General features: G+C 66.3%; 21 protein-coding genes, 1 tRNA gene and 1 pseudogene. 11 read left to right on the top strand and 12 right to left on the bottom strand.

All coding sequences use genetic code 11. The features are described from left to right. Positions 1-231 precede the first annotated feature (231 nt). Positions 232-1,467 (bottom strand): transposase, encoded by a 1,236-nt coding sequence (locus QA600_RS01015; protein ID WP_278290112.1) that lies wholly within the window; start codon positions 1,465-1,467, stop codon positions 232-234. A 319-nt stretch (positions 1,468-1,786) separates the two neighbouring features. Next, a complete protein-coding gene (locus QA600_RS01010; RefSeq protein ID WP_278290111.1) occupies positions 1,787-2,257 on the bottom strand; it encodes a hypothetical protein in 471 nt (156 codons plus the stop codon). 467 nt (positions 2,258-2,724) lie between these two features. On the opposite strand from QA600_RS01010, the gene QA600_RS01005 reads away from it, so the two are divergent. Together QA600_RS01005 and QA600_RS01000 are read left to right on the top strand one after the other, a co-directional pair. Next, a complete protein-coding gene (locus QA600_RS01005) occupies positions 2,725-5,685 on the top strand; it encodes a bacterio-opsin activator domain-containing protein (RefSeq protein ID WP_278290110.1) in 2,961 nt (986 codons plus the stop codon). Between the two features lie 262 nt (positions 5,686-5,947). After that, positions 5,948-6,130, top strand: a complete 183-nt coding sequence (locus QA600_RS01000; protein ID WP_005554448.1) for a hypothetical protein — start codon at positions 5,948-5,950, stop codon at positions 6,128-6,130. 40 nt (positions 6,131-6,170) lie between these two features. Here the strand turns inward: QA600_RS01000 and QA600_RS00995 are convergent, their stop codons facing one another. Both QA600_RS00995 and QA600_RS00990 read right to left on the bottom strand, forming a co-directional pair. Next, positions 6,171-7,283, bottom strand: a complete 1,113-nt coding sequence (locus QA600_RS00995; protein ID WP_278290109.1) for a DUF4352 domain-containing protein — start codon at positions 7,281-7,283, stop codon at positions 6,171-6,173. Positions 7,284-7,461: 178 nt separating this feature from the next. Then, positions 7,462-9,273, bottom strand: coding sequence for a hypothetical protein (locus QA600_RS00990; RefSeq protein WP_278290108.1), 1,812 nt, complete (start codon positions 9,271-9,273; stop codon positions 7,462-7,464). A gap of 340 nt (positions 9,274-9,613) precedes the next feature. Between QA600_RS00990 and QA600_RS00985 the strand changes: the two genes are divergently transcribed. Both QA600_RS00985 and QA600_RS22780 read left to right on the top strand, forming a co-directional pair. Continuing rightward, positions 9,614-10,324: an FxLYD domain-containing protein gene (locus QA600_RS00985; RefSeq protein ID WP_278290107.1), complete on the top strand. Its 711-nt coding sequence runs from the start codon at positions 9,614-9,616 to the stop codon at positions 10,322-10,324. 4 nt (positions 10,325-10,328) lie between these two features. Further along, positions 10,329-10,669 (top strand): annotated as a pseudogene (locus QA600_RS22780) (RNA-guided endonuclease TnpB family protein); the annotation flags it as partial. Positions 10,670-11,291: 622 nt separating this feature from the next. Here the strand turns inward: QA600_RS22780 and QA600_RS00975 are convergent. After that, positions 11,292-12,299 (bottom strand): DUF5784 family protein, encoded by a 1,008-nt coding sequence (locus tag QA600_RS00975; protein WP_278290105.1) that lies wholly within the window; start codon positions 12,297-12,299, stop codon positions 11,292-11,294. Positions 12,300-12,409: 110 nt separating this feature from the next. On the opposite strand from QA600_RS00975, the gene QA600_RS00970 reads away from it, so the two are divergent. Then, positions 12,410-12,583, top strand: coding sequence for a DUF5786 family protein (locus tag QA600_RS00970; RefSeq protein ID WP_278290408.1), 174 nt, complete (start codon positions 12,410-12,412; stop codon positions 12,581-12,583). On the opposite strand, the gene QA600_RS00965 is transcribed toward QA600_RS00970, so the two are convergent. From QA600_RS00965 to QA600_RS00955, 3 genes are read right to left on the bottom strand one after another with little or no spacing between them, the layout of a single operon-like run. Then, complete coding sequence (locus tag QA600_RS00965) at positions 12,580-13,305, bottom strand: hypothetical protein (protein WP_278290104.1); 726 nt, start codon at positions 13,303-13,305, stop codon at positions 12,580-12,582. The two genes, QA600_RS00970 and QA600_RS00965, sit on opposite strands and share 4 nt — an antisense overlap. Further along, a complete protein-coding gene (locus tag QA600_RS00960) occupies positions 13,302-14,261 on the bottom strand; it encodes an NAD(P)H-binding protein (protein ID WP_278290103.1) in 960 nt (319 codons plus the stop codon). The genes QA600_RS00965 and QA600_RS00960 overlap by 4 nt, the downstream gene beginning before the upstream one ends. Before the next feature lie 59 nt (positions 14,262-14,320). Further along, the gene (locus QA600_RS00955; RefSeq protein WP_278290102.1) at positions 14,321-15,265 is read right to left on the bottom strand and encodes a YkgJ family cysteine cluster protein; all 945 of its coding nucleotides are present in this window, start codon (positions 15,263-15,265) and stop codon (positions 14,321-14,323) included. An 81-nt stretch (positions 15,266-15,346) separates the two neighbouring features. Here QA600_RS00955 and QA600_RS00950 point away from each other — a divergent pair, with 81 nt between their 5' ends. Next, a complete protein-coding gene (locus QA600_RS00950; RefSeq protein ID WP_278290101.1) occupies positions 15,347-15,592 on the top strand; it encodes a hypothetical protein in 246 nt (81 codons plus the stop codon). 77 nt (positions 15,593-15,669) lie between these two features. On the opposite strand, the gene QA600_RS00945 is transcribed toward QA600_RS00950, so the two are convergent. After that, positions 15,670-15,758 (bottom strand) — tRNA-Gly (locus QA600_RS00945). Between the two features lie 181 nt (positions 15,759-15,939). Between QA600_RS00945 and QA600_RS00940 the strand changes: the two genes are divergently transcribed. Further along, a complete protein-coding gene (locus tag QA600_RS00940; RefSeq protein WP_278290407.1) occupies positions 15,940-17,769 on the top strand; it encodes an ATP-dependent DNA helicase in 1,830 nt (609 codons plus the stop codon). 117 nt (positions 17,770-17,886) lie between these two features. Then, positions 17,887-18,549, top strand: coding sequence for a bacterio-opsin activator domain-containing protein (locus tag QA600_RS00935; protein WP_278290100.1), 663 nt, complete (start codon positions 17,887-17,889; stop codon positions 18,547-18,549). Between the two features lie 641 nt (positions 18,550-19,190). Here QA600_RS00935 and QA600_RS00930 read toward each other — a convergent pair. The 3 genes from QA600_RS00930 to QA600_RS00920 all read right to left on the bottom strand — a co-directional run bounded on the left by QA600_RS00930 (position 19,191) and on the right by QA600_RS00920 (position 23,196). After that, positions 19,191-20,456 carry a class I SAM-dependent methyltransferase family protein gene (locus tag QA600_RS00930; RefSeq protein ID WP_278290099.1) on the bottom strand — a complete coding sequence of 422 codons (1,266 nt, stop codon included), beginning with the start codon at positions 20,454-20,456 and terminating at the stop codon, positions 19,191-19,193. Further along, positions 20,449-21,633 (bottom strand): 60S ribosomal export protein NMD3, encoded by a 1,185-nt coding sequence (locus QA600_RS00925; protein WP_278290098.1) that lies wholly within the window; start codon positions 21,631-21,633, stop codon positions 20,449-20,451. The genes QA600_RS00930 and QA600_RS00925 overlap by 8 nt, the downstream gene beginning before the upstream one ends. 108 nt (positions 21,634-21,741) lie before the next feature. Then, positions 21,742-23,196 carry a PQQ-binding-like beta-propeller repeat protein gene (locus QA600_RS00920; RefSeq protein ID WP_278290097.1) on the bottom strand — a complete coding sequence of 485 codons (1,455 nt, stop codon included), beginning with the start codon at positions 23,194-23,196 and terminating at the stop codon, positions 21,742-21,744. 325 nt (positions 23,197-23,521) lie between these two features. On the opposite strand from QA600_RS00920, the gene htpX reads away from it, so the two are divergent. The 3 genes from htpX (at position 23,522) to QA600_RS00905 (ending at position 26,344) form a co-directional block, all read left to right on the top strand. Then, positions 23,522-24,403, top strand: coding sequence for a zinc metalloprotease HtpX (htpX, locus tag QA600_RS00915; protein ID WP_278290096.1), 882 nt, complete (start codon positions 23,522-23,524; stop codon positions 24,401-24,403). 24 nt (positions 24,404-24,427) lie between these two features. Further along, positions 24,428-25,033, top strand: a complete 606-nt coding sequence (locus QA600_RS00910; protein WP_005554699.1) for a hypothetical protein — start codon at positions 24,428-24,430, stop codon at positions 25,031-25,033. Between the two features lie 225 nt (positions 25,034-25,258). Further along, positions 25,259-26,344 carry a PQQ-binding-like beta-propeller repeat protein gene (locus QA600_RS00905; RefSeq protein ID WP_278290095.1) on the top strand — a complete coding sequence of 362 codons (1,086 nt, stop codon included), beginning with the start codon at positions 25,259-25,261 and terminating at the stop codon, positions 26,342-26,344. Positions 26,345-26,350: the final 6 nt, after the last annotated feature.

The raw sequence follows: 26,350 nt of genomic DNA, 5'->3' as shown, positions 1-26,350 counted from the left end.
TAGAGCGTTATTACGCTTCGGGTCGCGAATCAGCGGCCACCACGACCGATCTGGCCACTCGAGTGCAGTCGGTGAGCGAATCGTTTCAACGGTTCTACTATGTTCCACGAAGAGCCCAGTTCTCGAGACAAAGACGCCAACCCTAGAATGAGACGAGTGTAGTACCGGTATCGAAGTGGAGAGGTCATCATCGAGACGAGAACACCGTAATCGAAGTAAGCTAACCCACGGCTAAAGCCGTGGGCTTTCACCATGGACTCCCGCTCTAACCGAATCAGGTACGGATTTGACCCCGTTCGCGTTCAACATCCCGGTGTTCAAGCGCACGCCTACGGGTGCGCCTCCCCCAGCCCCAGTTTGGTTCTGGAGGAGTCGATAGCCGACGTTCTTCGCAGCGTTGTAGTCCGCGTGATTCGCGTAGCCACACGACTGACACTCAAAGGAGTCCTGTGTCGGCCGGTTGTCCTTAGCCGTATGACCACATGAGGAACATCGCTGCGACGTGTTCGCTGGGTTGACCTGTTTAACGACGATCCCGCGCTCTTCAGCCTTATATTCGACATACTCATAGAGACGGCGAAACGCCCATGCGTGGAGACGCTTCGCACCGGGCATCCGCTCGCGGATATCGGTCAAGTCTTCGAAAGCGATGTACGAACACCCCCGGTCGTCAGCCTCGTCGAGAATCTCATTCGCGATGCAGTGAAACACCTGCTCGAACCGACCCGTCTCGGTTTCGCCGACGCGCTGGATCGCCTCGTGGGCGTACCGCGTTCCGCGTTGGTGCATGGACGCGCGGCGCTTCTCATACTCGCGATGCCAGTGATCGAGCTCATCAGCAGCCCAGAATACGCCGGTCGACGTGACGGCGATGTTCTCGACCCCGAGGTCCACACCGAGAACCGTTCCGTTCTCGGGCGGTTCGGGATCGCCCACGTCCGCCTTTGTTCGGACGTGAAGGTAGAACTCGTCAGTAGTTTCGCGATAGTGAACCGTTGCGCCAGTCGTCTCGTAGTCGTCGGAAAACAGGTACTTGGAGTGGGGCGTATCGCGGTTTTCGTCGGGCAATACGTACTCGGCGGTGATGCGCCCATCGACAGTCGAGAGCGTCGCGTGATCGTCGTGGAATGTCGCGTTCCGTTGGTTGTACTCGACGAACGGCGAGGTAAACGTCGGCAACGACGCTTCTTTATCCCGCTCCCACTTCGCGACGGTGGACTTGAGCGCGTCCACCGCACGATCACGGGCGGACTGAACGTGGTTGCTATGCAACTCCGTTCGGTCGCGCACGTCGTCGTACGTTTTGTCGTTCAATACTGACTTCCGCGTCTCGATCCACTCACCGTCGTACGCAGCATCGACGACGTAGTTAGCAGCGTCGAGGAACTGTTGAACCGTTTCGTGAAGAAGGTCCGCGTCGCTGTCGGTCACGTCGAGCTTGACCGGGATCGTTCGGCGGGCCCCCATACACATAATGACAACACACATATACTTAAACGTTAATGTACGGTGAGGAAGTCAGTTTGCCACCGTCGCCAGTAGCATAGTCAACCGAACGCGCTTCCTCCCACGACTAACGTCGTGGGCTTCCGCGCTGCTCAACCTATGAAAAGTCGGGCCACACTCCGTCGAAATGAAATGGAGAAACGGAGGGGAGAAGTCGTTCCGTCGCCGCTCGAGGGTACGATGTCTGGCCGAAACCGGTCCAGCGAGACACCAGAATCGAAATGATTTCGGAGGGAGTTTTGTGTTTACACTCCTCTCATTTATTCCCAGGCTTATATACTCACTCACGGGTAGCTGACGACGAGTCGTCGCTCCGGACCGGCTTCTCGACCTCGAGGATCTCGAGTTCGAAGTCGGGGAACGTTTCCTCGGTCCGCAGCGACCAGCTCCCGCGGACGTCGACGCCGTTCCGACACGCCTCCGAGACGAGTCGCTGGGCCGACGCGGCGAACGCCGAGCGCGAGCGCACCGCCGCCTCGTTTCGGGCCGGGGCCGAGAGCGAGTCCACGGAACAGAGGAAGACGACGCCGGGTACGGGCTCCGAGAGCGGAACCGCTTCCTCGAGACGGGGCACACGTCCGCCGAGATCCGATAGCTGGTCGGCGGGGTCGACGGGAGCCGGGAGCCCGCTCGAACCGCCCGACACGGCGGTCCGTGCCTCGGTAAACTCCCGAATTACTGCGGCGATCGCAGTCGGCAGTTCGTCCGCTCCGGCAACCGGGTTCGCGTCGGTGTGGCGATCTGTCGTCATCCTCAGGCTCTACTCGGTAGTAGCGCCGCGAACGGGAAAACGGGATAACTGAATGAGTAGCCCCCCGCATGCGGCGCCATCGACCAGTAGTACGGCACGTACGTCGGTAGCGCGTCGGCGGGTAGCGCGTTGGCGACGGTAGCTGCCGTCGCGACTACCGAGTACCCCATTCGGCCCAACCCTCGCGGGTTCGTCAGGGTTGGCGACCGATCCTCGGTATCGGTCGGTGGCAGCCAGGCTAGCCACATCGGTCCCGCCGTTCAACGATCGAAGGCCCTCCTTTCTCGAGCCTGCCGGTGAAATCCACGTCTAGTACAGACTCCGTTCCGAGGAGTTCGGACGGTTCCGGCTCGAGCCAACGTCCGCGGATCGTCGTTCGCTCGCGGGGAATGTCAGTCCCGTTCTCGCGAAACGGCCGATCGCGCCGAGAGTCCTCGAGCAAGGAGCGCCCGCGCTACGAAAAACCAATGGCACCGCACACGAGCCCGCAGTCGAGTCGCCCCGTTCGGTTGCTCTACGTCGATCCGGACCGCGAGGCGGCTGCCACGATGGCGAGCGCGCTCGAGGCGAGCGGGCCGATAGACGTGACGATGGCGACGGGGGCGGGTGACGCGCTCGAGCGGCTCACCGACGGCGGGTTCGACTGTCTCGTGACCGACACCGACCTCCCCGGACGGGACGGCGTCGACCTGCTCGAGGCCGTCCGCGAGCGTCGGTCCGATCTCCCCGTCGTCTTGCTCGTCCGCACGGCGGACGACGCGACCGTCGACCGGGCGCGGACGGCGGGCGCGACCGACGTCCTGCGAAAGGAGGACGCGACGCGGGGACGATGGCTTGCGTCGCGTATCGCGTCGCTGGTCGACGAGCGGGACCTCGGGATCGCGCCCGGCGGCGACAGCACGGACGAAGGGTCCCTTCCGGCGGCGGGCGGGAGCTGCCTGTTCGACGACCGACTTCGCGTGATCGAGGTCAGCGAGCTGTTTGCGAACCTGTACGGCTACGAGCCGGACGCGCTGCTCGGCGAACCCTGGACCGTGCTGTTTCCGGCCGATCGGGGTCCGCAGACGGCCGAGACCGTCCGCGCGACGATCGACCGCCGAGGGTCGACGATCGACGACGCGCTCGGCGTACGGACGGACGGCCGCGCGATCCCCGTACAGCGGTCGGTGACGGCGACCGACTCGGAAACGTACCTGTGTAGCGTGCTGGATCTCAGCGGAACCGACAGGGGGAGCGTTCCGATCGAACGGGACGCGCGCCGACAGCGCGCGCTCGCGGCACTCTCGAGGGAACTCCGCGAGGAGTCCGATTCGGCGGCGTTCTTCGGGAGCGTCGCGACCGCGGTCGCGGACGCGGTCGGTGCCGACTACTGTGGGCTGTTCGAATCGCACCCGGATGCGGTCGTTCTCCGGGCCGGCACGGGCTGGCGGGACGGTGTCGACCGACTCGTCGGTCGGCCGACGACTCAACCGCACCCGAGTCGAAAGGCGCGAGCCGGCGACTCCGTGGCGTTCTTCGATTGGGAAGCCGACGACCGCTCCGCGCTGTCCTCGCTGTTGCGCGAGCACGGGATCGAGGACGGTTTCGAGGTTCCCGTTGGAACCATCGCCGACCGACCGTGGGGGTTCCTCGGGGTCTACACGGCGGTGCGCCGGGACTTCTCGGCCGCCGAAATCGCATTCGTCCGGGGCGTAACGTCGCTGCTCGGCGCCCGCACCGAGCGCGATCGGACGGACGCGGCGTGGGAAATCGTCGTCGCACTCCAGACCGAGGCTCGCCGCGGCGAGTCGTCCCTCGACATTGCCCGCCGAACCGTCGACGCGCTTGCCGAGATCCCCGGCGTCTCGGCCGCGACGGGCTACCTGTACGACGAGTGCGAGGACGCGCTCGAGCGCTCTGCCCGCGCCGGAACGTTCACCGAGGCCGACGGTCAGCCAGCGTCAACGCTCGAGGGAGGGCCGGCTTGGCGAGCGTTCGTTGACCGAGAGCGGACGCTCGTCCGCGAAGTCGCGCCGGAGCCCGGCGGGGCGGTCTCGGAGCCGGGACTCGGTCGTGGCGTCGTCCTCCCGCTCGGGGAACACGGGGTTCTCGTCGCGGCGGTCGACGGCGTCAACGAGCTCCTCGAGCCGCTCGCAACCGCCACCTCGATCGCACGGGCAGCGCTGGAACGGCGCGAAGGCGAGCGGTTGCTGGCGGCTCGCGAGGAGACGATCGGCGCTCAGGCGAAACGCCTCGAGCGGTTCGGGGCGAGCGTCGCCCTCGAGCGCCGGATCGACGGGGCGGTCGCCACCGCCGCCTCGCGCGCGGAGCTCGAAGCGGCAGCGTGCGATCGACTGGTCGACCACGAGCGGATCGCGTTCGCCTGGGTCGGCGCGTACGACGCCGTCGGGGAGACGATCGAGCCTCGGGCGTGGGCCGGCGCCGAGCGAAGCTACCTCAACAGCGTCTCGATCGACACGACCGCTCCGCCGGACGAACAGGAGCCGACTGGCGCTACAGTTCGGACGGGGAAGCCGCAGTGCCGCGAGCGGCTCCTGGCCGGCGACCGTCCGGAACGCTGGCGACGCGAGGCAGCCAGACGGGGCTACCGGTCGGCTCTGAGCGTGCCGATCGGGTACGCGGAGCTCCGGTACGGCGGACTGACGGTCTACGCCGACCGCCACGACGCGTTCGGTGCCGAGGAACGGCGCGCGCTCGAGGCGATCGGCGAGCGGCTCGGCCACGCGATTCACGCCCTCGAAGTGGCCCGCTCGCTGCTGGAGACGACCGACGTCGTCGAGCTGGAGTTCCAACTGCGGGACGCCGACCTCGCCTTCGTTCGGTGGGCCGCCGAGGCGGACGCCCGGCTCGAACTCGAGAGCGTCGTCGCTCGGAGCGACGGCTCGATCCGTGGACTGTTCACGGCCGAGGGAACGTCGGTCGAGCGCGTTCTCGAACTCGCGGGCCGGGCACCGGAGGTAACCGAGACCTCGTTCGTCACCGAGCGCGACGACACGCGACTGTTCGCGTGTCTGTTCACCCGGGACAGTATCGTCTCGCGACTGCTCGAGTACGGCGCCGCCGTCCGGTCGATGGAGAGCGATCCGGACGGTTCGACGGTCGTCGCCGAACTGCCAGGCGATGCCGACGTCCGACGGGTCGTCGACGCGATTTCGGCATCGTTTCCCGGCGCGAAGCTCGCCCGTCGCCGCCACGAGGACCGCCGCTCCCGGACGCGGTTCGAGTTCCTGGCGGAAGTCGAGCGTCGGCTCACTGACAGACAGTACGAGGTGTTGCGAACCGCGTACGCCAGCGGCTACTACGAGACACCCCGCGAGAGCAGCGGCGCGGAGGTCGCCGCGCTGCTGGACATCGCCCAGCCGACGTTCAACCACCACCTCCACGCCGCACAGCGGAAGCTCCTGACGGTGCTGTTCGCCGACGACTGACCGGCGCTCCGAGTGGTCACGGATACCGACGATGGGTAGAGGGTGACGACCGACAACGGATGGGACGCCGACCGACAACAGTACCGAAGGGTGTCGGTTGGGGAACGTCCGACTACATAGGCCGTCCGTTCTTTGCCGTTCGGGGCGTTCGAGTACTCGGTGATCGGACGAGCGGGCACTCCCGACCGCCCCGTTCCGAGCCACCAACCGAGGCGGCTCAGCGGTCAGTCGACCCACCGATCGAACGCGAAAGGAGAGACCGATGACATCACACATCAAACTGTACGGATCGAAGAGCGACCGATTCGAGGAGATCAAACACCGAATGGAGGAACAGCTCGGCTACGAGCCATCGAACCCGGAGGTCGTCGGGCTAATGATGGCAACGTACGAGTCCGATGGCACCGACGGACTGCAGGTGAACAGGCACAGTCCCCGGATGTAGCGAGCAGGTTTTTGATCGCGGTTCGATCGAGGAGTTCCGGCTAGCGCAGCCGCCAGAACTCCTTCTCACCCTCCCACTCCGGCGGCTCGAGCAGCCAGTAGAGCTCCTCCCGGTCGCGCTCGAGGTGGTAGGCCATCGCCCCGTCGTACTGCTCGCCGTCGGCGAGGGAGACCGTCTCGTCGAAGCGCTCGAGCGACGACAGCGCGTCGGGGTCAGCGGGATAGCTCCAGCCGGTTTCGTCCTTGAGTCGCGTCCGGTCGCCGAGTTCGAACTCCCGATCTCCGCCAGCGTCGTTCCTCACGGTGACGCCGACGACGACGTACTCGTGGTCCGCCTCGGGCTCGAAAAACGGGCCGAGATCGTTCCCGGAGCCCAGTCGATCGACACTGATCTCGACCCCGTCGCGGTCGATCCCGGACCCGAACTCGGCGATCGGAACCCGAAGCTCCTGCTCGAGAGTCGCGACCTCGTCGGCTTCGGTCTCGAGGTCGACGACGACACCGTCGGCTTCGAACGCCCCCGCAGCCTCGCCGTCGATCGCCAGCGACGAGACGGCCCGGCCGCGCGGGAGTTCGTAGGCGAACTCGCCGCGTTCGACCTCGCCGGGAGCAAGCGAGCCGTCCGCGAGTGCGGTCTCGCTCACCGACCGAGCCTGTGAGTACGTCCGCTCTTGGGCGTCCTCGAGCACCAGGTCGAACGCGTCGCCCGTGAAGACGAACTCGTCGCCCGCGTTCTTGAGGGCGAACTCGACGACGAGGAACTCCTCATCCGCGCTCGCCCGCCGTCGCTCGTCGTCGTCCAGCAGCGGTCGATCCGCCTCGTCCACGACGAGTCCGTCGAAGGAGCGCCGACGGCTGACGTCGCTGACGACGAACTCCAGCTCCTCGCCCTCGACGAGTTCGCCGACCGCGGCCGTCCGCTCGCCCGTTTCGTCGTCACCGTCCCCGTCATCGTCGTCCGTGTCATCATCGTCATCACTCGTGTCGTCCGACCCCGAACCGTCGCGTTCGTCCGTCGGTGCCGTCGAGTCGGTCGTCCGACTCGAGTCGTCGCTTCCGTCGGCATCCGAACCCGTCTCCGTGCGGGTCCCCGTACAGCCCGCGAACGCGAGGAGGCTTCCTCCGGCGAGGCCGACGAACGTCCGTCGTTTCATTGGCCGTACGGACGGCTGCGAGGAGCCTATAGGGTCGGTGAAAGATGGGGTCGAATCGGGGTTCGCCGACCCGGGACGGCGGCGAACTTGCTCGCCGACCCGGGCGCCCGCTGGTAGGGTGGTCAGCTCGAAGAAAGAAGGAAACGAGTGGTCGGTTCGCGTCCGTTACGGGACGGTGTCAGTTCGCCGCTGCAGCCGCGAGTGCTGCGGTGGCCATCGCGGGCATCATCGAGGCGTTGAGATCCGAGTCGAAGTAGTCGCAGTCGTCCTCGGAGCCCGAGGAGGAACTCGACTCCTCGGTCGTCGACTGGGAGCTCTCCCGGTCGCTCTCGACGTCGCTGCTGGTTCTGGTCGTCTCGCTCTCGTCGCGGTCGGTGTCGCTCTCGCTCTCGTCGAGTTCGCTCTCGGCGTCGCTCGAGTCGTCGCTCTCGCTTTCGGTCCGGTCGCTGGCGCTCGACTCGCTCTCGCTGTCGGAGCTGCTCTCGCTGTCGGAGCTGGAGCGTTCGATCTCGTCGACGCCGGTGTCGCTCTCGCTGTCGGTGTCGAGTTCGGACTCGGAGCTCTCGCTACGGTCGCTCTCGCTCGTGTCGGCGTCGGCGGTGTGGGTGCTGCCGTCGCGTTCCGTGGTGAGGCTGGAGCTGCTGCGCTCGCTCTCGTCCGATTCGCTCGAGTCGCGCTCGGCGTCGCTGTCCGACGTCTCGAGTTCGCTCTCGGCGTTGTCGTTGTTCGTCTCGCTCACGCTGCGGTCGCTCTCGTCGCTGCTGCTCGCGGCGCTGTCGCGCTCGGCGTCGCTCTCGCTGGCGTCGCGGTCGCTCTCCTCGCTTTCGCTCTCGGAGCCCTGGTCGCTGGACTCGCTGACGTCGCGTTCGCTCTCGTCGCTCGCGGCGCTGTCGCGCTCGCTGGCGCTCTCGCGGTCGTCGAGCTCGCTCTCGTCCGATTCGCTCTCGTCGCTCGCGACGTCGCTGGACTCGCTGACGCTCTCGCTGCTGTCGCTGGCGCTCTCCGTGCGGTCGCTCGAGCTGGACTCGCTCTCCTCGCTCTCGCTCTCGCTGTCGATGACGTCGAAGCTGTCGCGGTCGGCGTCGTTGCGCTCGACGAGGTCGCGCTCGTCGTGCTCGGAGTCGCTCTCGCTGACGTCGCGCTCGCTCTCGTCGCTCTCGGTCAGCTCGGAGTCGCTCTCGTCGCTCTCGGAGTCGCTTTCCGTGGACTCGCTGTCGCTGGCGTCGCGGTCGCTCTCCTCGCGGTCGAAGGAGCTCGAGGCGGCGTCGCGCTCGGAGTCGCTCTCGTCGCTGGCGTCGCGGTCGCTCTCCTCGCGGTCGAGGCTGTCGCTGTCGACGTCGCGGTCGGAGCTGTCGCGCTCGCTCTCGCTCGACTCGCGGTCGCTCGAGCTCGCGCTTTCGTCGCTGTCGCTCGCCGTGACCTCCGTCTCGTCGAGGCTGCTGTCGTTGTTTGAGCTCTCGCGCTCGCTGTGCGTGCTGTCGCTCTCGCTCTCGCTGTCGGAGGCGTCGCTGGCGTCGCGCTCGCTGTCGCGGTCGTCCTGGACGTTCTCGACGTCGGTCTCGTCGGTCTCGCTCTCGCTTTCCTCGCGGTCGCTCTCGTCGCTCTCGCTGACGTCGCGCTCGCTCGAGCTGTCGCGCTGTTCGTCGCGGTCGTTCAGCTCGGAGTCGGTCTCCTCGCTGTCGCTGTCGCTGTCGCTGTCGCTCGCGCTGTCGCTCTCGTCGCTCTCGCTGACCTCACGGTCGCTCGAACTGTCGCTCGAGCTGTCGCGCTCGGAGACGTCTCGCGTGCTATCGCTCTCGCTGACGTCGCTACTGGATCGATCTGACTCGCTCTCGCTGTCGCTCTCGCTCTCGTCCGATTCGTCGGCGGAGCTGCTCTCTTCGTCGTCGTGTTCGCTCGAATCACATCGGTCGGTGTCCTGTGCGCTGAGTGCGGCCGGGCTGGCGTCGCCGCCGAGGACGCCTCCCGCTCCGACCGCACCGGCTAACACGAGAAGACCGACGAATGTGATAACAATGATTTTTCGACTCATCTGTTCGGTCTCTGTACCTAGCTGTCCATCCCGACTGATCGGCCGCTAGGCTACTCGAACATCCGCGCAACGGCTACAAAAACCGGCGACGAAGGGCGACGAAGGATCGGGCCGATCGACGCCGTATGGGTTCGCTCCGACACCGACGGAGCCGCCGGCCCGCGCCGGAACGGCCGCAACGATCCGAGGTCGTCTCCGGCGACCCGTGGCGTTTCGCCGACGACCGACCCGATTCCGCGCCGTTGGCGGTCAGGATCCACCCACGGCTCAAGAGCGCGCTCCGCCTTCGGTTCGCTCGATGAACCGGCGCGAGTTTCTCGGGACGACGGGAGCGCTCGGAATAGCTGGGCTCTCGGGCGGCGCGCTCTCGACGGCGGCGAGCCAGGATCGGGACCAGCGTTCGGACTCGGATCCGGACCCGGACGACGAGGCACTTCTCGAGGTCACCGACCACGAGCTCGTCGCCGCGGACGACGCAACCTATCTCGCGGCGACCGTCGAGAACGGCGGCGACGTCGCCGCGGGCTGGATCACCCTCGAGGTCGACTGGATCGACGCCCGCGACGAACGCCTCGAGACCGACCTCGCCCACCTCGGTACCCTCGGTCCGGGGCAGAGCTGGCGGGCGCGCGCGTACTACAGCGGGTCCGAACCGGAACTGATCGCGGACTACACCCTCGAGGGACGGGCCAACTTCGAGCCGCTCCCCGTCCCCTCCGGCCTCGAGGTACTCGAGAGCGACGTCGACCTCGAGAGCGACGTCGACCTCGAGGGCGAGGAGGTCGTCGTGACGGGCCGCTTCGGGAACGGAACGGGCGAAGAGCAGCCGAACGTCGACGTGATCGCACTACTGTCCGACGACGCCGAGATCGTTCTAGGCGACGTCTGGACGAACGAAGCGGACGTTCCGAACGGGGAGTCGCGCTCGTTCGAGGGGCGCTGGAACGGACGCGACCGGGCGGACGACGTCGCCGATCACGACGTGATCGTGACGAGTTCGGCGTTCTAAAAGTATCGGTGAGGAAGCCACGAAAACGATTCAGACGCGCCTTCACGTAGCGTCTGGTGGACGGTTGGGGCTTCACAATGCCCGCCTCGCCTCACGCGAGATATTCAACGACACCATCCGCCTCAAACAACAAGGGTACACCCGCACCGAGATACAACGAGAAGTTGGCCGCGACGACTTTTTGCGAAACAACAAGTGCGCGGTCGTCGGCAAAGCCCTCCAAACATGGGACTCCTACCAATCGCTCAAAGAGTAGTGGGAGAATCAAGACGAGCCTGATTGCGGCAAACCGACGCCACCGAGTACGGACAAATCTGGTGGTACCCGCTCGTGATGGCACACAGCGGAGTCTACCTTCATCACCTCTCCCGAGGATTCCAACCTCGGGCAGAGGTAGTGGACTCCAAACCGTAATATCCCAACTTCGGTCGGGATTCCTCCGCCTTCAGGCGGAGGAGGATGTCAACTCTGTACACTGGTCCAATCACTCTTCAGAGCGACGACCGCTCCGTACACGTGAAGCAGATATCACGGCCAGCATCCGCGAGTAGCGCGGAACGATCCGTTCCGCGGACCGTTCGCGCGGCTACGCCGCGCGAAGACGAAGCGAGCGGTTCCCCGCCGAAGCGGGCGAAGCCCGCGGAGGCGGCTTTTTAGCGTAGATTTTTGAAGCCGAGTAGGACCGGTGGTCCCACTGACCATGCGAATAGTGCGAGACCAACGGTCTCGCATGCCGTGTGAACGGACGCTGCGCGTCCGTGAACAGAGGGCGCTTCGCGCCCGTGAGCAGAGAGTGGTGAGCGACCAACGCGAGCGAATCCGACGACAAAAAGGGACGTTCGCACGCTCTACGTAACGAATCAGCTGATTTCGACTCACGATTCACACTACACTACTGGGAGCCATTGATTCGCGGGAGAAGACCGATCTCGAGGACGGAACCGAGAACGGGGTCGAAAACGGACGATCAGTTCACGAACTCGATCGCGTCGCCGAACTCGAGCGGGACCGACCCCTTCCGGTAACCCTCGACGTGGCCGTTCGGGCGGGCGCGGTAGACGACTGCGGGGCGGTGTCGCAGATCCGGTTGTTCACCTCGAACTGCGGCCCAGGCGTCGTCCCGGAAGCTCGAGCAGTCGACGAACAGGACGGCGCCGCCGCCGTGTTCGGCGAGCTGGCCGTCAGTCTTCGTCTCGGCGGTGTCGCGTACGGCGGCGACGGGACCAGCCGCGGCCCGGTTCGCAGGGGGCTGGGGCCGGGTCACCTCGACGAGGCGGTTCGTCCTCCCGTCCTCGGCCCGGTAATCGAGCGAGTGGCCGGTCGTCACCTCGATCTCCGGGGTGACCTCGTAGCCCGCGTCGGTGAGGATCTTCGCGGCGATGAACTCGCCCATCGCGGCGCTCATCCGGACGCGGTCGACGTGGTTGCTGGTGCCCAGCTTCCCGGCCATGGTCGGCCGGTAGTCGTCGAGCACGCCGCTCTCGAGGAAGTCCTCGAAGTAGCGGGTCGCCTCGCGGCGACCGGTGTCGGGAAAGCCGGCGGCGTGCTCGCGGAAGAAGGCTCGCGTGGAGTCCCGGCCGTCCTTGGACATGAAGACGGGCAGGAAGAACCACGAGAGGTAGGGGTAGTCCGCGAGCCAGGGGTCGGTTTCGTGCAGCGTCGCGAGCAGCTCCCGCTGGTTCCAGCGGGCGACGTGGTAGGGAACCTCCTCCCAGCCGAACTTGTCGGTCTTCCACAGCGAGGAGGGGGTCTCGGTGTTGCCCATCCAGTAGGCTTCCTCGCCGTTGCGGGCAAAGAGCGCGAGGTCGCCGTTTTGCATCTCGAACCGGTGTGTCTCCCAGTCTGCGCCGATGTCGAATCGAGGGGTCGCGGCTCGAGCGCCGATGTTCGAGCGCAGCGGCCCCAGTATCTCCTGTCGGACTCGCTGCTCGCTCCAGCGGGCGGGCGAGTAACGAAAGCGAAGCGGCCGTGCCACGCCCACAGATTGTGTCCGGGTGGGTATATACTGTTCGCTGACGCGACGGCAGGAGTGTGGGTCACCGTTACATTGATAAGCATCAGCTCCCTACAATGTGTATACTTACCATGTCAATGGGTGCCTATGACGAAGACGAACACGAGCGGCGCGAGGCCCAGGCCTCGCGGGTGGATGCGGATTTCGACGACGAGCGGACGATCTACCACGGCAAGGTCGAGTACGACGCCGGCGAGTCGGCCGAGGAGCTGCTGAGCCAGTTTGAGGAGATGAAGTCGGATTAGGGGATCGTCCCTCCGGATTCTTTCTGGGATCGTCGCTGCAACAGTACCGACAGCGTCGCCACCGCGATAACGGCGATCACGTGGCCGACGAGCGCGCCAACCAGGATCGGATGATCGAGCACGAACGGAACGAACAGCAGTTGGACGCCCGCGAACGCGACGTTGAGTCCGTCTGTTCGGGCGTACTCCCGGGTCGTTTTCGGTTCGAACTCGTAGACGATCGATCGCCAAAGCCCGGCGACGGTCGCCCACCAGCAGGTGCCGATCCGGTAGACGACGTCCCAGAGGATCAGCAGTAACAGGGCAACCGCCAGCGCCGGCGGCTCGGGGCCGAGGATCTCCGTCAGCAACGGCACGTCGCTGGTCCGGGGATCGGTGACGAACAGGTACGTGACCAGGAGGACGAACGCCATCACCCCGAGGACGACCTCGATGTTCGAGCCGAACAGCACGCGTCGGTAGCCGTCGGGCGAGCGAAGCGCCCGAACCGAGCGACTGTACCGGAGCATGAGCCAGCTGCCGACCGCCGCGACGAAGACGGCGACGGTTCCCGGAACGACCGCCTCCCACAGTCCGTAGACGGCCGCAACCGCGAGCAGCGCCGCCTCGAAGACCGCGAACTGGATCCCAATGGCGAGCCGATCCGAGAGGTCGAACCCCGGCAGCGCGCCGACGATGCTCTCGTAGACCCACGTCTCGCCGTACTCCGGAGTCCGGGTCATTCCTCGAGCGGGCGTCCCTCGTCGGGTAGCCCGCTCTCGAGGGTGTCCCCATCGAGGGTTACCTTCTCGGCGAGCGCGCTGCGGACGGCGTCCTCGAACGGCGTCGGATCGACGCCGACGAGCTCCCGCAGGCGGTCGTCCTCGACGACCACCGGGTTGACCATCCCCTCGATCAGCCGGTGGGCAACCCGCGAGTCGACGTCGGTGACGAGGTCGACCCAGTACGCCGACAGCGTCGGCGTCAACACCGGAACCGGAACGATAACCGGCTCCCAGCCCCGCATGATCCTTGCGGTCGTCCGGAGCATCTCGCCGTAGGTGAGCACGTCCGGTCCGCCGATCTCGTAGGTTTCGCCCGCGGTCTCGGGTCGCTCGAGGACCGCGAGCAGGTACGCGATCACGTCGTCGATGGCGATCGGCTGGCAGTTGACGTGGACCCATCGCGGGGTCACCATTACGGGAAGTCGCTTCGAGAGCTGGCGGACGATCTGAAAGCTCGCGCTCTCGCCGCCGATGATGATCGCCGCCCGGAGCACCGTCACCTCGGCGCTGCCGGCCTGCAGCTCGGACTCGACGAGCCGACGCGAGGCCAGGTGCTCCGATAGCTCCTCGTCCTCGTCGCCGAGTCCGCTGAGGTAGACGATCCGCCCGACGTCGGCGTCGGTCGCCGCCCGCTCGAAGTTCCGCGCGGCGCGTCGGTCCTGGGCAATCAGGTCCTCCTCGCCGCTGCCCATCGTGTGGATCAGATAGTACGCGACGTCGATCCCCTCCAACGCGTCCTCGAAACTTCCCTCCTCGAGGACGTCGCCCTCTGCGACGGTGATCCCATCGTCGGGCGGCTCGTAGTCGTCGGCGTCCCGAACGAGCACCGTCACGTCGTGGTCGGTCGTCGCACGCAGCGCGGCGACGAGGCGACTCCCGACGAAGCCGGTTGCACCCGTCACGAGTACGTTCATACGATAGGTACGGACGATCGGTTCTTAACGAGTCGCGTTGCAGCGGCTCTATCCTCGAGTCACTCCCAGCCCGGGGTGTCGGGGGCACCGCGTCGATCTTCGATCGCCGCCGCGAGTCCGGGATCCGGAACCGCCTCCTCGGTCCGAGTTCGATCCCGACGTCGGTACCAGTCCTCGATCGCGGGACCGATCCACCCGTCGTCCCCGTTCGTTTCGTCGGCCTCGAGTCGCTCGAGCGCTTGCTCGTAGTGGGGCTCCGAGACGGCGACGGTGCCGGGACTCGAGGCCGCGGCGACGGCGATACACTCGGCTCGGTCGGCCGACGACGGCTCGCCCCGTTCGACCCGGTCGAGCAGCCCCTCGAGTTCGTCGGGGCGGGGGTGACAGAACAGCTTCGCGCCCAGCGCCTGCGGACCGAACAGCAGCCCGTCCGGATCGTCGTGGTCGCGCTCGAGCAGGCGTTCTCCGCCGAACCGACCCTCCACGCGCTCGCACTCGGTTTCGGCGCCCAGTGCGATGGTCTGTTCGGGATAGGTTCCGCACTCGTCGGGGAAGCGGTCGCTCTCGTGGATCCGACACTGTAGCGTCGTCGGGTCGAGGAAGACGCAGGTCGGCAGCCACGTCGCCTCCTCGCGGCCGAAGGGGGCAACGGGTTTCGGCGGTTTTCGAAGCCCGACGAAGAAGACAGGTCGACCGGCGACGGCAGCCACGCGACGGCTGCCGATCTCGACGCCCTCGCGTTCGTCCTCTACCGTCCAGAATCGCGGCGTCAGCGCCGTGGCCGCGCCTCGCTCGAGGAAGCTCCGGATTTCGTCGCGGGTCAGCGCGACGAAGTTGTAACTGCCGCCCAGCGGCACGCGCTCGGAGAACGCCTGCTCGCGCTCGGCATCGCCGTCGCGTAGTGTGGATCGGGCGTGCTGGCCTCCCTTCGGCTCCTCGTTGCCCTCGAGCAGCGGCCGCCAGTCGAGACAGCAACCTGCACATCCCTGGCAGTTCACCTCCATATCCGTCGGGTACCTCAGTCGTGGCCATAACCGCTGTGCCGCGGGGGAACGACTTTCATGGCTCGAGACGGATACCCGCACATGGCGCGGGACACCTGCGACGGCTGCGGCCGAACGGTGACGGTCGCCGGCGGCATCGCCAACCTCTGGACGTTCGGCGAGGACGACGGCAGCCAGGGCTCCGCGATGACCCTGGAGTTCGAGAACGGCTCGGACCACCTGCTGTGTTACCCCTGTATCGCCGCCCTGCCCGACGAGCCGACAGATGCGGACGTCGCTCGGCTCGAGAAGGTCGACGGGGAAACGTCGCGACTCGAGCCGAGTTGAGGCGGCGCCGGAGGACGAGGGGAAGAGATCGTGTGACACACCACCACGACCGCAGTCGTTCGAGCCGGCGCCGCGAGCGGAAGGGGTGGGATTTGAACGCCACGAGGCACGATGGCCGCCGCGGGCCTGACGGCACCGCGGTGCTCTACCGCTGAGCGACCCTTCCGTACTCGAACCCGAGGACGGGAAACGTATTCGTAATCGACCTGCTACCCGGATCGTATCGACCGCTTACGATCCGATAGGTGCTGATTTCTCGAGTTGCAAGGAGCGAAACGGACGACGGGAGTCGCACGCGGCGTAACGGTTCGCAGCCTTTAGGACGCGACCGCCCCGTGGATCGAACGGTGAACCCCGAGCGGATCTTCGACGCCTTCCCCGCGCCGAGCTACCGCGGGGCACAGGAGCAGGCCCTCCGCGACGTTCGCGACGCGTTCGCGGCCGGTAACGACGTCGTGTTGGTGCGCGCGCCGACGGGTAGCGGGAAGTCCCTGCTCGCCCGCGCGGTCGCCGGCTGCGCGCGGACCGTCGAGGAGGCCGAGCCCAGCGAGGCCACGGGCGCCTACTACACGACCCCGCAAGTCTCCCAACTCGACGACGTCGCGGCCGACGACCTGCTCGCCGATCTGAACGTCATCCGCGGGAAGTCGAACTACACCTGCATCCTTCCCGACGAACGCGACACGCCCGTCAACCAGGCCCCATGCGTCCGCGAACGGGGGTACGACTGCTCGGTCAAACACCGCTGTCCGTACTTCTCCGACCGGGCGATCGCCTCGAACCGGTCTATCGCGGCGATGACGCTGGCCTACTTCATGCAGACGGCCGGCAGCGAGGTCTTTCGAAAGCGCGACGTCGTCGTGATCGACGAGGCCCACGGGCTGGCGGAGTGGGCCGAGATGTACGCGACGATCCAGCTCGGGCCGCGGACGGTGCCGTTCTGGGACGACCTCCGTGTCCCGGAGGTCGGCGGTCTGGATCGGGCAGTCCGGTACGCGGAAAACGTCGCCCAGATCTGTACCCGCCGGAAGGACGAGCTACTGTCACAGGAGTCGCTCACGCCCCGCGAGGTCCGCCAGCGCGACCGCCTCCAGGAGCTAATCGGCGAGCTCGACTGGTTCGTCTCGGACTACCGGGATCCACAGAGCGCGACGACGTGGTTAGTCGACCAGTCCGATCCGCGCTCCAGCGGAAGCGAGGGTGACAGCGGTGATTCCGAGGAGGAAGGCGAAAAGCTCGGCGGGCCGCTGACGATCAAGCCGATGGACCCCGAGCGCTACCTCCGCCACACGGTCTGGGACCGGGGGAACAAGTTCGCGCTGCTGTCGGCGACGATCCTGAACAAGGCCGCCTTCTGTCGGCAGGTCGGACTCGACCCCGCCGACGTCGCGCTGGTCGACGTCGAGCACACGTTCCCCGTCGAGCACCGCCCGCTGTACGACGTCACGCAGGGGAAGATGACCTACGAACACCGCTCGGAGACGACGCCGAAGCTCGCCCGCACGATCGTCCGAGTCATGCAGGAACACCCCGACGAGAAGGGGCTGGTCCACGCCCACTCCTACGACATCCAGGAGCGACTGGCCGACCTCCTGCGGGACTTCGGCGTCGGCGATCGAATCCGCGTCCACGACCGAGACAGTCGTGACGCTGCCCTGGAGGAGTGGAAAGCGACCGACGATCCCGACGTCTTTCTCTCGGTGAAGATGGAGGAGGCACTTGACCTCAAGGGCGACCTCTGTCGCTGGCAGGTGCTCTGCAAGGCGCCGTTTCTCAACACTGGCGACTCGAGGGTCGCCCACCGCCTTGAGGAGGGCCAGTGGGCGTGGTACTACCGGACCGCCCTGCGGACGATCATCCAGGCCTGCGGCCGGGTCGTCCGCGCACCCGACGACTACGGCGCGACCTACCTCGCGGACTCGAGCCTGCTCGACGTCTTCGACCGCGCCCGCTCGGACATGCCCGACTGGTTCGCAGCGCAGGTCGATCGGATGGAGCGCCCGGAGCTGCCGGCGTTCGAACCGAGCGCGGCGGTAAGTGAGGGCTCGAGTTCGGGCGGTCGCTCCCGGAACGGCTCGGGTCGAAACTCGAGCAGCGCCCGCGGTAGTTCCGGTTCCCGGTCGCGGCGCTCGTCGGGCTCGAGTCCGCTAGCGGACGTCTGGGATACGGACGGGTAGCGGTGGTCGTGTCGGACCGGTCCAAACAGCGGGACGAGAGCGGAGAGCGTCGTTTTGACGAGCTTCTGCTTTCGCTTCCCGGCCCATGTCTCTTGGTATCCCGGAGCAAGCATCGGTATGAGCATCGTTGCGGAGTTTTCGGTGAGGTCCGACGACTTTGCGCTGTGCCATTCGCTCACGGAAGCCCCGCACATGATCGTCGAAATCGAGCAGGTCGTGGCGACGATGGAAAACAAAGTGATGCCGTACTTCTGGGTGAGCGGCGGCGATCACGCGGAGTTCGAGGAAGCACTTCAAAACGACGGTTCGGTGACCGGCGTCGCTCGTATCGATCGGGCGGACGACGCCATCCTGTACCGCGCCGAGTGGACGAAAAACGTCGAAACGATCGTGTATGCGTACGTCGAGCTCGGAGCGACGATAATGGACGCGGTCGGAAGGGATCGATACTGGGAGCTGCGGATGCGATTCGACGACCGAGAGGCGCTCTCGCAGTTCGAAGACTACTGCAAGGAGAACCGTATTTCGTTCGAACTCAACCAGCTACAAGAGCAAGAACAGCCGATGGCGAGCGCACAGTACGATCTCACGACGAAACAGCGCGAAACCTTGGTGACTGCGCTCGAGGAAGGGTACTACGAGGTTCCGCAGCGGATCTCGATGAGCGAACTGGCGGACGACATGGGAGTCTCTCAGCAGGCCCTCTCGAAGCGCTTCCACGCCGCACACAGGAATCTTATCACGAGTACGTTGACGTTCACTCATCCGGACGATCAATAGCCTCTCTGTGGTTTGAGAACGATGTGGTGTATACAACCCACTATGCTTTCCGCCAAGCGATTCGCCGTGTTCGTGTGACAACTCCCTCAAAAACTCAGGAAAACGACGTTGAACGGACCGAGGGTCGGACGCAAGTAGCCGCGCAGTGTCGCGAGTGCGGTAGCGTCTACTCGGCATGGGTGTTTTCTGACAACACGGTTCAACCCATCGGTCTGCCGAGAGGCTGCAAGTGCGGCGGCTCCGAGTTTGAGCCTATTTCGAAGTGAGACCTACGACTGTCCGTATCTGATGGGATTCCCGCCTCTTGTGGGGTGTGTTTCGAGAGGGGCCGGTTGGATCAGTACACTCTCCCGTTCATCCGCACTGGCCGAGAGTTTCACCCATTGCTGAACATCGAGCCGTACTATCGTCCGAGAGCGGTTCACCGTGAACCGCTCCGTTGGTTCGATCCTCACTGGAAGAAATCCACGGCGGTACCGCACGCCGACGTCAGAACGCTGCCGTCGCGCCCCAGGCGACCATCGAGGTCACCATGAGGACGACGAACAGGAGTGCGATGATCTGGTTTCGGTCCATACGTACGCGCAGTCAACCCGACAATAAGAATGTCACGCCCGACTCACGCCTCGAACTGTGTCGATTCACGCTTCGTCGCCGAAGCGGGCGTCGACGACAACGTGGGCGATACCCGCGCTGTGGCTCTTGACACGTCGCCTTTCGAGGACCTCGAGCTCCCGGCCCGCGTCCTCGGCGCCCGCCTCGAGCCGTTCGAGCGGGCGATCCCACAGTCGCGACTCGGGGACGGCCTCGTGGTAGTGAACGACCCCGCCGGGCTCGAGGGTCTCGAGGGCGTCGGGGAGGAACTCGTGGCCCTCGTCGGTTCTGGCGTTGTGGGCGTCCTCGGCGTCAGCGTCGTCCTCCGCGCCGTCGGCGCGACCGTAGTAGCCCATCACCACCCTGTCGACCTCGAGTCCGCCGGCGACGTCCCGGCAGTCGGTCATGTAGGCGTCGACTCGGTCTGCAACGTCGTTGAGGACGGCGTTCTCGAGCAGGTAGCGAAAGGCGGTCGGATTCAGCTCGGTCGCGGTGACGGTTGCGCCCGCCCGAGCCATCGGGAGGGTGAAGTAGCCGATACCGGCGAACATGTCGAACACCCGTTCGCCGGATTCGACGACCTCGCCCATCCGCGCCCGCTCGGCCTGGTTGCCCGGCGAGAACATCACCCTCGAGGGATCGAGCCCGTACCGGGTCCCGTGTTCGGTGTGGATCGTCTCGGTGTCCGTCTCGCCCGCGAGCAGGCGGGTGCGGGGTTCGCGGTAGGCGCCCGCCGTCCCCTCGTTGGCAATCCCCTCGTCGGCCAGCACGCTGTCGGCCCCGCCGTGGAGCTCGAGCAAGGCCTCGGCGACGTCGGTTTCGTCGGGGCACTCGGTCGGAATCGTCACGAGCACGACGGAGCCGATCACGGCCCACGAACCGGGCGCCCGCTCGAGGTCGTCGTCGCTCCAACCCCGTTCGGCCAGCAGGTCCTCGAGGTCACGACTCCGGAGTTCGGGCTCGAGCTGGCGGACGACCTCGAGGACGCGCGTTTCGGCCGGGGGCTCGGTGATCGGGAGCGCGATTCGCTCGGGATCGTCCTCGCGAGTCGCGTCACCCTCCGTTGAAGCCGTTTCGCTCACAGCCCGGTCCGCCTCGAGCGCGTCGTCGACTCGCCCGTCGTGATCGCGAACCACATCGCTGACCGCCTGTACGCGCCGCGAGTCGTCGTAGACGCCCTCGGCGCGAAGCGACTCGATGGCGGTTTCCGTTCGCGCTCTCTCGACGATGGCCGCCAGCGGCGCGTCGGCGCGCTCGAGCGAGTCCATCGCCGTCGCGTTCGGTTCGGGATCGGATTCGGACCCCTCAGCCATCGTTCTCGTAGGGATCGTAGTAGCCGTCGTCGTCCTCGTCGCCGGTGTCGGGGTCGGAATCGGGCAGGACGTGGACCCCGGCGCGGCTCTTCAGCACGGGTACCGTCTGGGCGTCGGGATCGAAGTAGTCCGGCCGAGCGACCGTCTTGGCCTGGAACGTCTCGGGGTCGAGCACCTGGACGGCGTTCTCGTCCTCGACGGTGACGACCGTCGTCTCGACGGCGTCATCGAGGTCGCCGAGTCTGCGGGCCTCCGGCGAGTTCCCCTCCTCGTAGTCCGCCTCGTAGCGCTCGCCGGTCGTCACGCGGGTCCCCTTGAGGTTGCCTCGGGCACTGCGGACGAGGACCGGCCCGCCGTCGTCGTCCGCCAGGTCGATGACTTCGCCGGGGGTGTACGGCGGGAGCCGAACGGCGAACGTTACTCGATACACTTCGTTGCCGTCCTGGTCCTCCGTGACGAGCGTCTCGGCGTCGTTGACAGTCCCGCCGAACTCCTCGACCATCTTGTTCGAGATCTTCTTCCCGATCTTGTTGGTCGAGACCTTGATGTCGAGTCCATCGTCGGTCTCGCTCGTCTCGGTGACGAAGGCGTTGCGGTCGCCCGTCGCCTCCATGTCGGCGACGACCTGGTTCGCGATCTCCTTTGCGCGGTCGACCTCCTCGCTCGTCGGCGTTCGGTCCTCCGCGCGGATCTGGACGATGCTGGCGTAGTAGTCGCCCGCGATTCGACCACACCGGGTACAGGTCTGGCGGGCGATCTTTACCGGCACCATCACCTGTTCCTCGACGGGCGTGTCGCGGACGACGCCCGTGAAGTAGGCGTGCATCCGGATCGTGTTCTCGCCGACCTGTTCGGGCTCGACCTGCCAGGCGACGTCCTCGACGTCGACGTGGACCGCCAGGGCCTCGCTTACCTCCTCGATGGCGATGTCGGTGTAGTCCTGTGCGCCGACGTCGACCCACCGGTTCCCCCGGTGGACGGCGCCACAGCGGGCACAGACCTGGACGTCGATCCGATCCGGCGCGTCGATGAAGTCGAAGTCGTCGAAGTAACAGCTGTCACAGAGTTCGACCTCCGTCCCGGGTCGGAGCGGATCCGCGGCCGCGTCCGCGTCGCTCGCCGATCGGTCGGGTACCGGATCCCCACACCGGGGACAGAACGCACGCGACTCACTCATTGTCCCCGATTGGGCCGTGGCGGTGTTAAACGGCCCGCTCTCGGCTCGTCGCTTGCACGCCCGAACTCGAGCGCGCCACCCGGACGCGGGTCCATTTCAACTGCACGCTCACTCCGACTCCGATTCCGCGGGTTCGACGCCCGCGTTTCGACGGAGCCACTCGAGCGCCACGGCGCCGCCGAGCAGCCCAGCGCCCGTGGTAAAGCCGGGTATTCCCTCGTCTTCGCCGTCGTCGTCCCCGAGGACCTCGTCGGCCGATTCGGTGTCGCCGTCGTCGGACTCGTTGTCGTTCCCGTTGTCGGAGTCGTCAGAGTCCTCCCCGACGTCCTCCGGATCCTCGGCCTCGAACGTGTCGTTTCCGTTCTCTGGTTGGGTGACGTTGTCGCCGTCGGTCTCGTTGGCGTCGATGTCGTCGAACGCCGACTCGGCCCGGATCGCGAGCAACTCGTCGGCGACGGCGTAGAGCGTGTTGTCGGCGATGGCGAGATCGCCGGGCTGAGCGTCGGTTTCGATCGACCACTCGAGGGTGCCGTCTTCGAGGTCGAACGCGACGATCCCGGGACCCTGGTTCGAACTCTCGATGCCGACGTACAGCTTCTCGCCGTCGGCGATCGGCGGGCCGTACGTCGCCGCCTCGAGCCCGGGACGCCACTGTTCGTCGCCGCTCTCGCGGTCGTAGCCGACAACGTCGGATCCGGTCAGCGCGTAGATGCGGTCGCCGGTCGCGAGCGCCGAGGCGTACCCCTCGCCGGTCCAGCGGAGGTCGCCGCTTCCAGTCTCGTAGACGGCGATCTTGTCGAGACCGCCGGCCTGCACCGAGACGGTGTCGTCGGTCGCGACGACGACCTGCTTGCGGAACCCGCCGTCGTGGTTCGCCCACCGGCGGCTCCCGTCGTCGGCTTCCAGCGCATACAGGGTTCGACCGTCGGTCACGAAGACGGCACCGTCGGCGACGGCGACGGCCTGTTCGTGCAGCTTTCGGCCGTCCTCCTCGGACCGCCACCGCTCGGTCCCCTCGGCGGCGTCGATCGCGTAGAGGATGCCGTCGACGACGACGAACGCGCTTCCGTCCGTGACGATCGGCTCGGGAACGTCCTCCTCGAACCCGATCGTCCACTCGATCCCCTCGAGGTCGTCGTCGAGGGCCGCCAGTCGGTCGCCGCCGACGTAGATCCGTCCGTCGGCGACCGTCGGCGCGCCGTCCGCGCCGACGTCGGAGCTCGCTTCGATTCGGTCCCCGTCGTCGGCGTCGAAGGCGTGGACTGCACCGTCGTCCGTCTGATAAACGACGCCGTCGACGACCGTCACGGGACCGGTAGCGTCGTGTCTCCACTCGACGACGGCCGGATCGTCCGGCCCGCTCGCCTCGGGAGCGTATCCGGTGTTGCCCGGATTCCCGCGGCGGGACGTCCAACCCTGTGTGTCGGACTGGACCGCCGACCCGGCGCTTGCGCCGTCAGTGAGCGCCCGCCCGTCGGCGACCGCGGCATTTGCCGCGAGGGTGCTACCGATCGCGACGACACCGGTCCGTTTCAGCACCTGCCGCCTGCCGTACCCCGTCATATCACGTTCTTGGACTGATCACTCTTCCCTATCGACTTCGTAGTATCGTTCCGACGGTCCGATCGATCGTTCCGAAACCGAAACGGTTCCTGTCGATTTGGGGCGATCGCTGTCGCGTGGCGCTCTCGCTTCCGGTCTCGCCGAAACCGGGACCGTAGCGGATTGCCAGGAGCGACCGGCAGACGCGCGTCAGACGCCGCTCGAGCAACGGTGTCCCGGTCCAGGGGTTTCCACGCGAAACAGGGGGGTTGAGACGGCGGCCCGTGAGGGCTGTCCCCGTCTGCCACAGACCATACTTATCTCGCCGGAGTCCCTCGTTCCGGGTATGGACTGGCAGCCGGACTGGGGACTTCGCGCGCGGATGTTCGTCACGATGTTTCTACTGTTCGCGCTGTACATCGTCTTCGCCGGAGTGCTCACGGCGTATCTCACGGGAGGAGCGAACCTCCTCGTTTTTGGCATGATCTTCGGCGGGTTCTCACTCGGACAGTACTACTTCAGCGACACCCTCACGCTCAAGAGCATGGGTGCGAAGACGGTGTCGGCCGAGGAGTACCCGCAACTGCACTCGTCGGTCGAACGGCTCTCTCAGCAGGCCGACCTGCCGAAACCCAAGGTCGCCGTCGTCGATTCGAAGGTGCCGAACGCCTTCGCGACCGGGCGCAACCAGAAGAACGCCGCCGTCGCGGTAACGACGGGACTGATGCGGACGCTCAACCAGGAGGAACTCGACGGCGTCATCGCCCACGAACTCGCCCACGTCAAGAACCGCGACATGATGGTGATGACGATCGCCTCGCTCCTCTCGACGATCGCCTTCATGATCGTTCGCTGGGGTGCGTTCTTCGGCGGCGGACGAAACAAGAACCAAGGCGGCATCATGGTCGCCATCCTCGTCTCGCTGGTCGTCTGGATCATCAGCTACCTGTTGATCCGCGCGCTCTCGCGGTATCGCGAGTTCGCCGCCGACCGCGGGGCCGCGGCGATCACGGGCAAACCGTCGGCGCTCGCCTCCGCGCTGATGAAGATCTCCGGCGAGGTCGACAAGGTTCCCGACAACGACCTGCGCGAGGAGGCCGAGATGAACGCCTTCTTCATCATCCCGATCAAGTCCGGAATCGTCGGAAAGCTGTTTAGCACCCATCCCTCGACCGAGCGACGGGTCGAACAGCTTCGGGACCTCGAGCGCGAGATGGAGGGCTTCTAAGGGGACCCATCCCTCACTCCGAGTATGGGACTACTGGACGGGCTTCGCTCCATTCTCGGCACGCGCGCCGAGTCCGACGCGAAACGCGACGCCGATCCCGACGACCTCTTCGGGATGAGCACCGCCTACCTCACGATGGAGGCCGATCTGGGCTACGAGTCCGCCGACGTCGGTGCGCTCTGTTTCTCCGGCGTCGACTCGAGCAGCTTCCGCGAGGCCGTCGACGAGGTCGAGGCGATCCTCGAGGCCGGCCGGGAGGACACCGGCACCGAGTTCTCGGTCTCGGAAGACGACCACGGCTACCACTGGGTCGTCCTCGAGGACAGCGATCCAGAGGATCTGATCACCAGTCTGCATTTCGCCGCGGACACGTTTATCGAGCACGGCTACGGCTCGCGGCTGCTCGCAGCCCTCTTTGCCTACCGGAACGATCGGGGCCCGGCCTACTGGATCTACTCGTTCCGTCGCGGGCGGTACTACCCGTTCGCACCCCGCTCCGGTCGGGAGCGCGATTCGAACGCCGAGTTCAAGCTCGAGGCGACACTGGACGGCGAACTCGAGATCGAGCGCGACAAGGAGTACTGGTACCCGCTGTGGCCGAGCGAGGGCGGTACTCACCCCTGGGAGTGAGCGAGGCTCCAGTCCGACCGACGAGATCCAAATATGTTTGGAGTTAGCCGTAATGCGTCCACTCCTGTAGAAGTGGATACGGCAGGACGCCACATCAGCTGCGCCATACACCAGCTGTCCTGTCGCATCCCCTTCCCCACCCCCTCTTCCGCTTCCGTTTTCGCTTCTCCCCCGTAGCGACTGCTGTCGAACCAGTTATCCGGTCGGCATCGGTACGCCCGAACAGTGACCGACTGGAATCAGTTCAAACGGGATCCACAGCACTCGGGCGTTCGTCGCAACCTCGAGGGACCCGACCGCCCCGAGTCGGCCTGGACGGTCGAACTTGCCGGTACGGCGGGATCGCCGGTTCTCGACCGCGACACCGTCTACGTCGGGACGACGCGTGGGAACCTGTACGCGCTCGACCGTGAAACGGGCCGGCGCAGGTGGGTTTTCGAGTCAACCGACGGGATCGACGCGACCCCGGTTGCCACCTACGACGGCGTCTACGCCGCAACTGACGCCGGGACCGTCCACGCGATCGACCCGGGAACCGGGGACACCCTGTGGCGGACCGAGCTTCCGGCTCCCCTCGAGTCCGACCTCGCGTTTGCGGACGGCCGACTGTACGCCGGCCACACGGCGGGCCTGTCGGCGCTCGAGGCGGGGTCGGGCGAGATCGACTGGACCCACGAGACCGACGCGTCGGTCGCCGGCTCCCCGGCGGTCGCCGCAGATCGCCCTCGAGTGTACGTCGGTACCGCCGACGAGCAGGTTCGCTGTCTCGAGGACGGATCTGATGGGGTCGAGGAAACATGGAGTGCGCCGACCGACGGAGTCGTCGCGGCGCCGCTCACGATCGCCGACGGCCGGGTTTACGTCGGCGATGACGACGGCACGCTGCTCGCGCTCGACACCGAGACCGGTCAGACCTGGTTCAGCTACGAGATCCGCGGCGCGTTCACCTCGTCGGCGACGGTGCTCCCCGAGGAAGGGACCACCTTCGTCGGCGCCGACGACGGCTACCTCCACGTCACCGACACCCGTTTCGGCCGGCGCAAGGTCCGGGGATGGCTGTTCTCGAAGAAGGGGATCGCGCTGGACGGCGAGGTCGACGCGAGCCCCGTCGTCGCCGGCGACGTCGTCTGCGTCGGCGATTCGACCGGCTCGCTCTACGGCGTCGACGCGACCGACTACGACCTGCGCTGGCACGTCGACCTCGGCGCTCCCGTCTCGAGGACGCCCGCGCTCGCGCCCGGACGGCTGTACGTTGCCGCCGCCGATGAACTCTCCTCGCTCGAGTGGGCGACCGACGAGCAGACCGTCTGACTATCT

The sequence above is a fragment of the Natronococcus sp. A-GB1 genome, assembly GCF_029688845.1.
GTDB lineage: Archaea > Halobacteriota > Halobacteria > Halobacteriales > Natrialbaceae > Natronococcus.
Note: the sequence above shows the minus strand (reverse complement) of the source record. Positions and strands in the feature narration are given on the sequence as shown.

What these genes read in the sequence shown, in the direction of transcription:
- QA600_RS00925 (WP_278290098.1), bottom strand. Translation starts at nt 21,633, where the DNA reads ATGAGTGAGTCGCGTGCGTTCTGTCCCCGGTGTGGGGATCCGGTACCC.
- QA600_RS00970 (WP_278290408.1), top strand. Translation starts at nt 12,410, where the DNA reads ATGTCAATGGGTGCCTATGACGAAGACGAACACGAGCGGCGCGAGGCC.
- QA600_RS00995 (WP_278290109.1), bottom strand. Translation starts at nt 7,283, where the DNA reads ATGAAACGACGGACGTTCGTCGGCCTCGCCGGAGGAAGCCTCCTCGCG.
- htpX (WP_278290096.1), top strand. Translation starts at nt 23,522, where the DNA reads ATGGACTGGCAGCCGGACTGGGGACTTCGCGCGCGGATGTTCGTCACG.
- QA600_RS00960 (WP_278290103.1), bottom strand. Translation starts at nt 14,261, where the DNA reads ATGAACGTACTCGTGACGGGTGCAACCGGCTTCGTCGGGAGTCGCCTC.
- QA600_RS01005 (WP_278290110.1), top strand. Translation starts at nt 2,725, where the DNA reads ATGGCACCGCACACGAGCCCGCAGTCGAGTCGCCCCGTTCGGTTGCTC.
- QA600_RS00935 (WP_278290100.1), top strand. Translation starts at nt 17,887, where the DNA reads ATGAGCATCGTTGCGGAGTTTTCGGTGAGGTCCGACGACTTTGCGCTG.
- QA600_RS00985 (WP_278290107.1), top strand. Translation starts at nt 9,614, where the DNA reads ATGAACCGGCGCGAGTTTCTCGGGACGACGGGAGCGCTCGGAATAGCT.
- QA600_RS00920 (WP_278290097.1), bottom strand. Translation starts at nt 23,196, where the DNA reads ATGACGGGGTACGGCAGGCGGCAGGTGCTGAAACGGACCGGTGTCGTC.
- QA600_RS00950 (WP_278290101.1), top strand. Translation starts at nt 15,347, where the DNA reads ATGGCGCGGGACACCTGCGACGGCTGCGGCCGAACGGTGACGGTCGCC.
- QA600_RS01010 (WP_278290111.1), bottom strand. Translation starts at nt 2,257, where the DNA reads ATGACGACAGATCGCCACACCGACGCGAACCCGGTTGCCGGAGCGGAC.
- QA600_RS00930 (WP_278290099.1), bottom strand. Translation starts at nt 20,456, where the DNA reads ATGGCTGAGGGGTCCGAATCCGATCCCGAACCGAACGCGACGGCGATG.
- QA600_RS00965 (WP_278290104.1), bottom strand. Translation starts at nt 13,305, where the DNA reads ATGACCCGGACTCCGGAGTACGGCGAGACGTGGGTCTACGAGAGCATC.
- QA600_RS01015 (WP_278290112.1), bottom strand. Translation starts at nt 1,467, where the DNA reads ATGGGGGCCCGCCGAACGATCCCGGTCAAGCTCGACGTGACCGACAGC.
- QA600_RS01000 (WP_005554448.1), top strand. Translation starts at nt 5,948, where the DNA reads ATGACATCACACATCAAACTGTACGGATCGAAGAGCGACCGATTCGAG.
- QA600_RS00955 (WP_278290102.1), bottom strand. Translation starts at nt 15,265, where the DNA reads ATGGAGGTGAACTGCCAGGGATGTGCAGGTTGCTGTCTCGACTGGCGG.
- QA600_RS00910 (WP_005554699.1), top strand. Translation starts at nt 24,428, where the DNA reads ATGGGACTACTGGACGGGCTTCGCTCCATTCTCGGCACGCGCGCCGAG.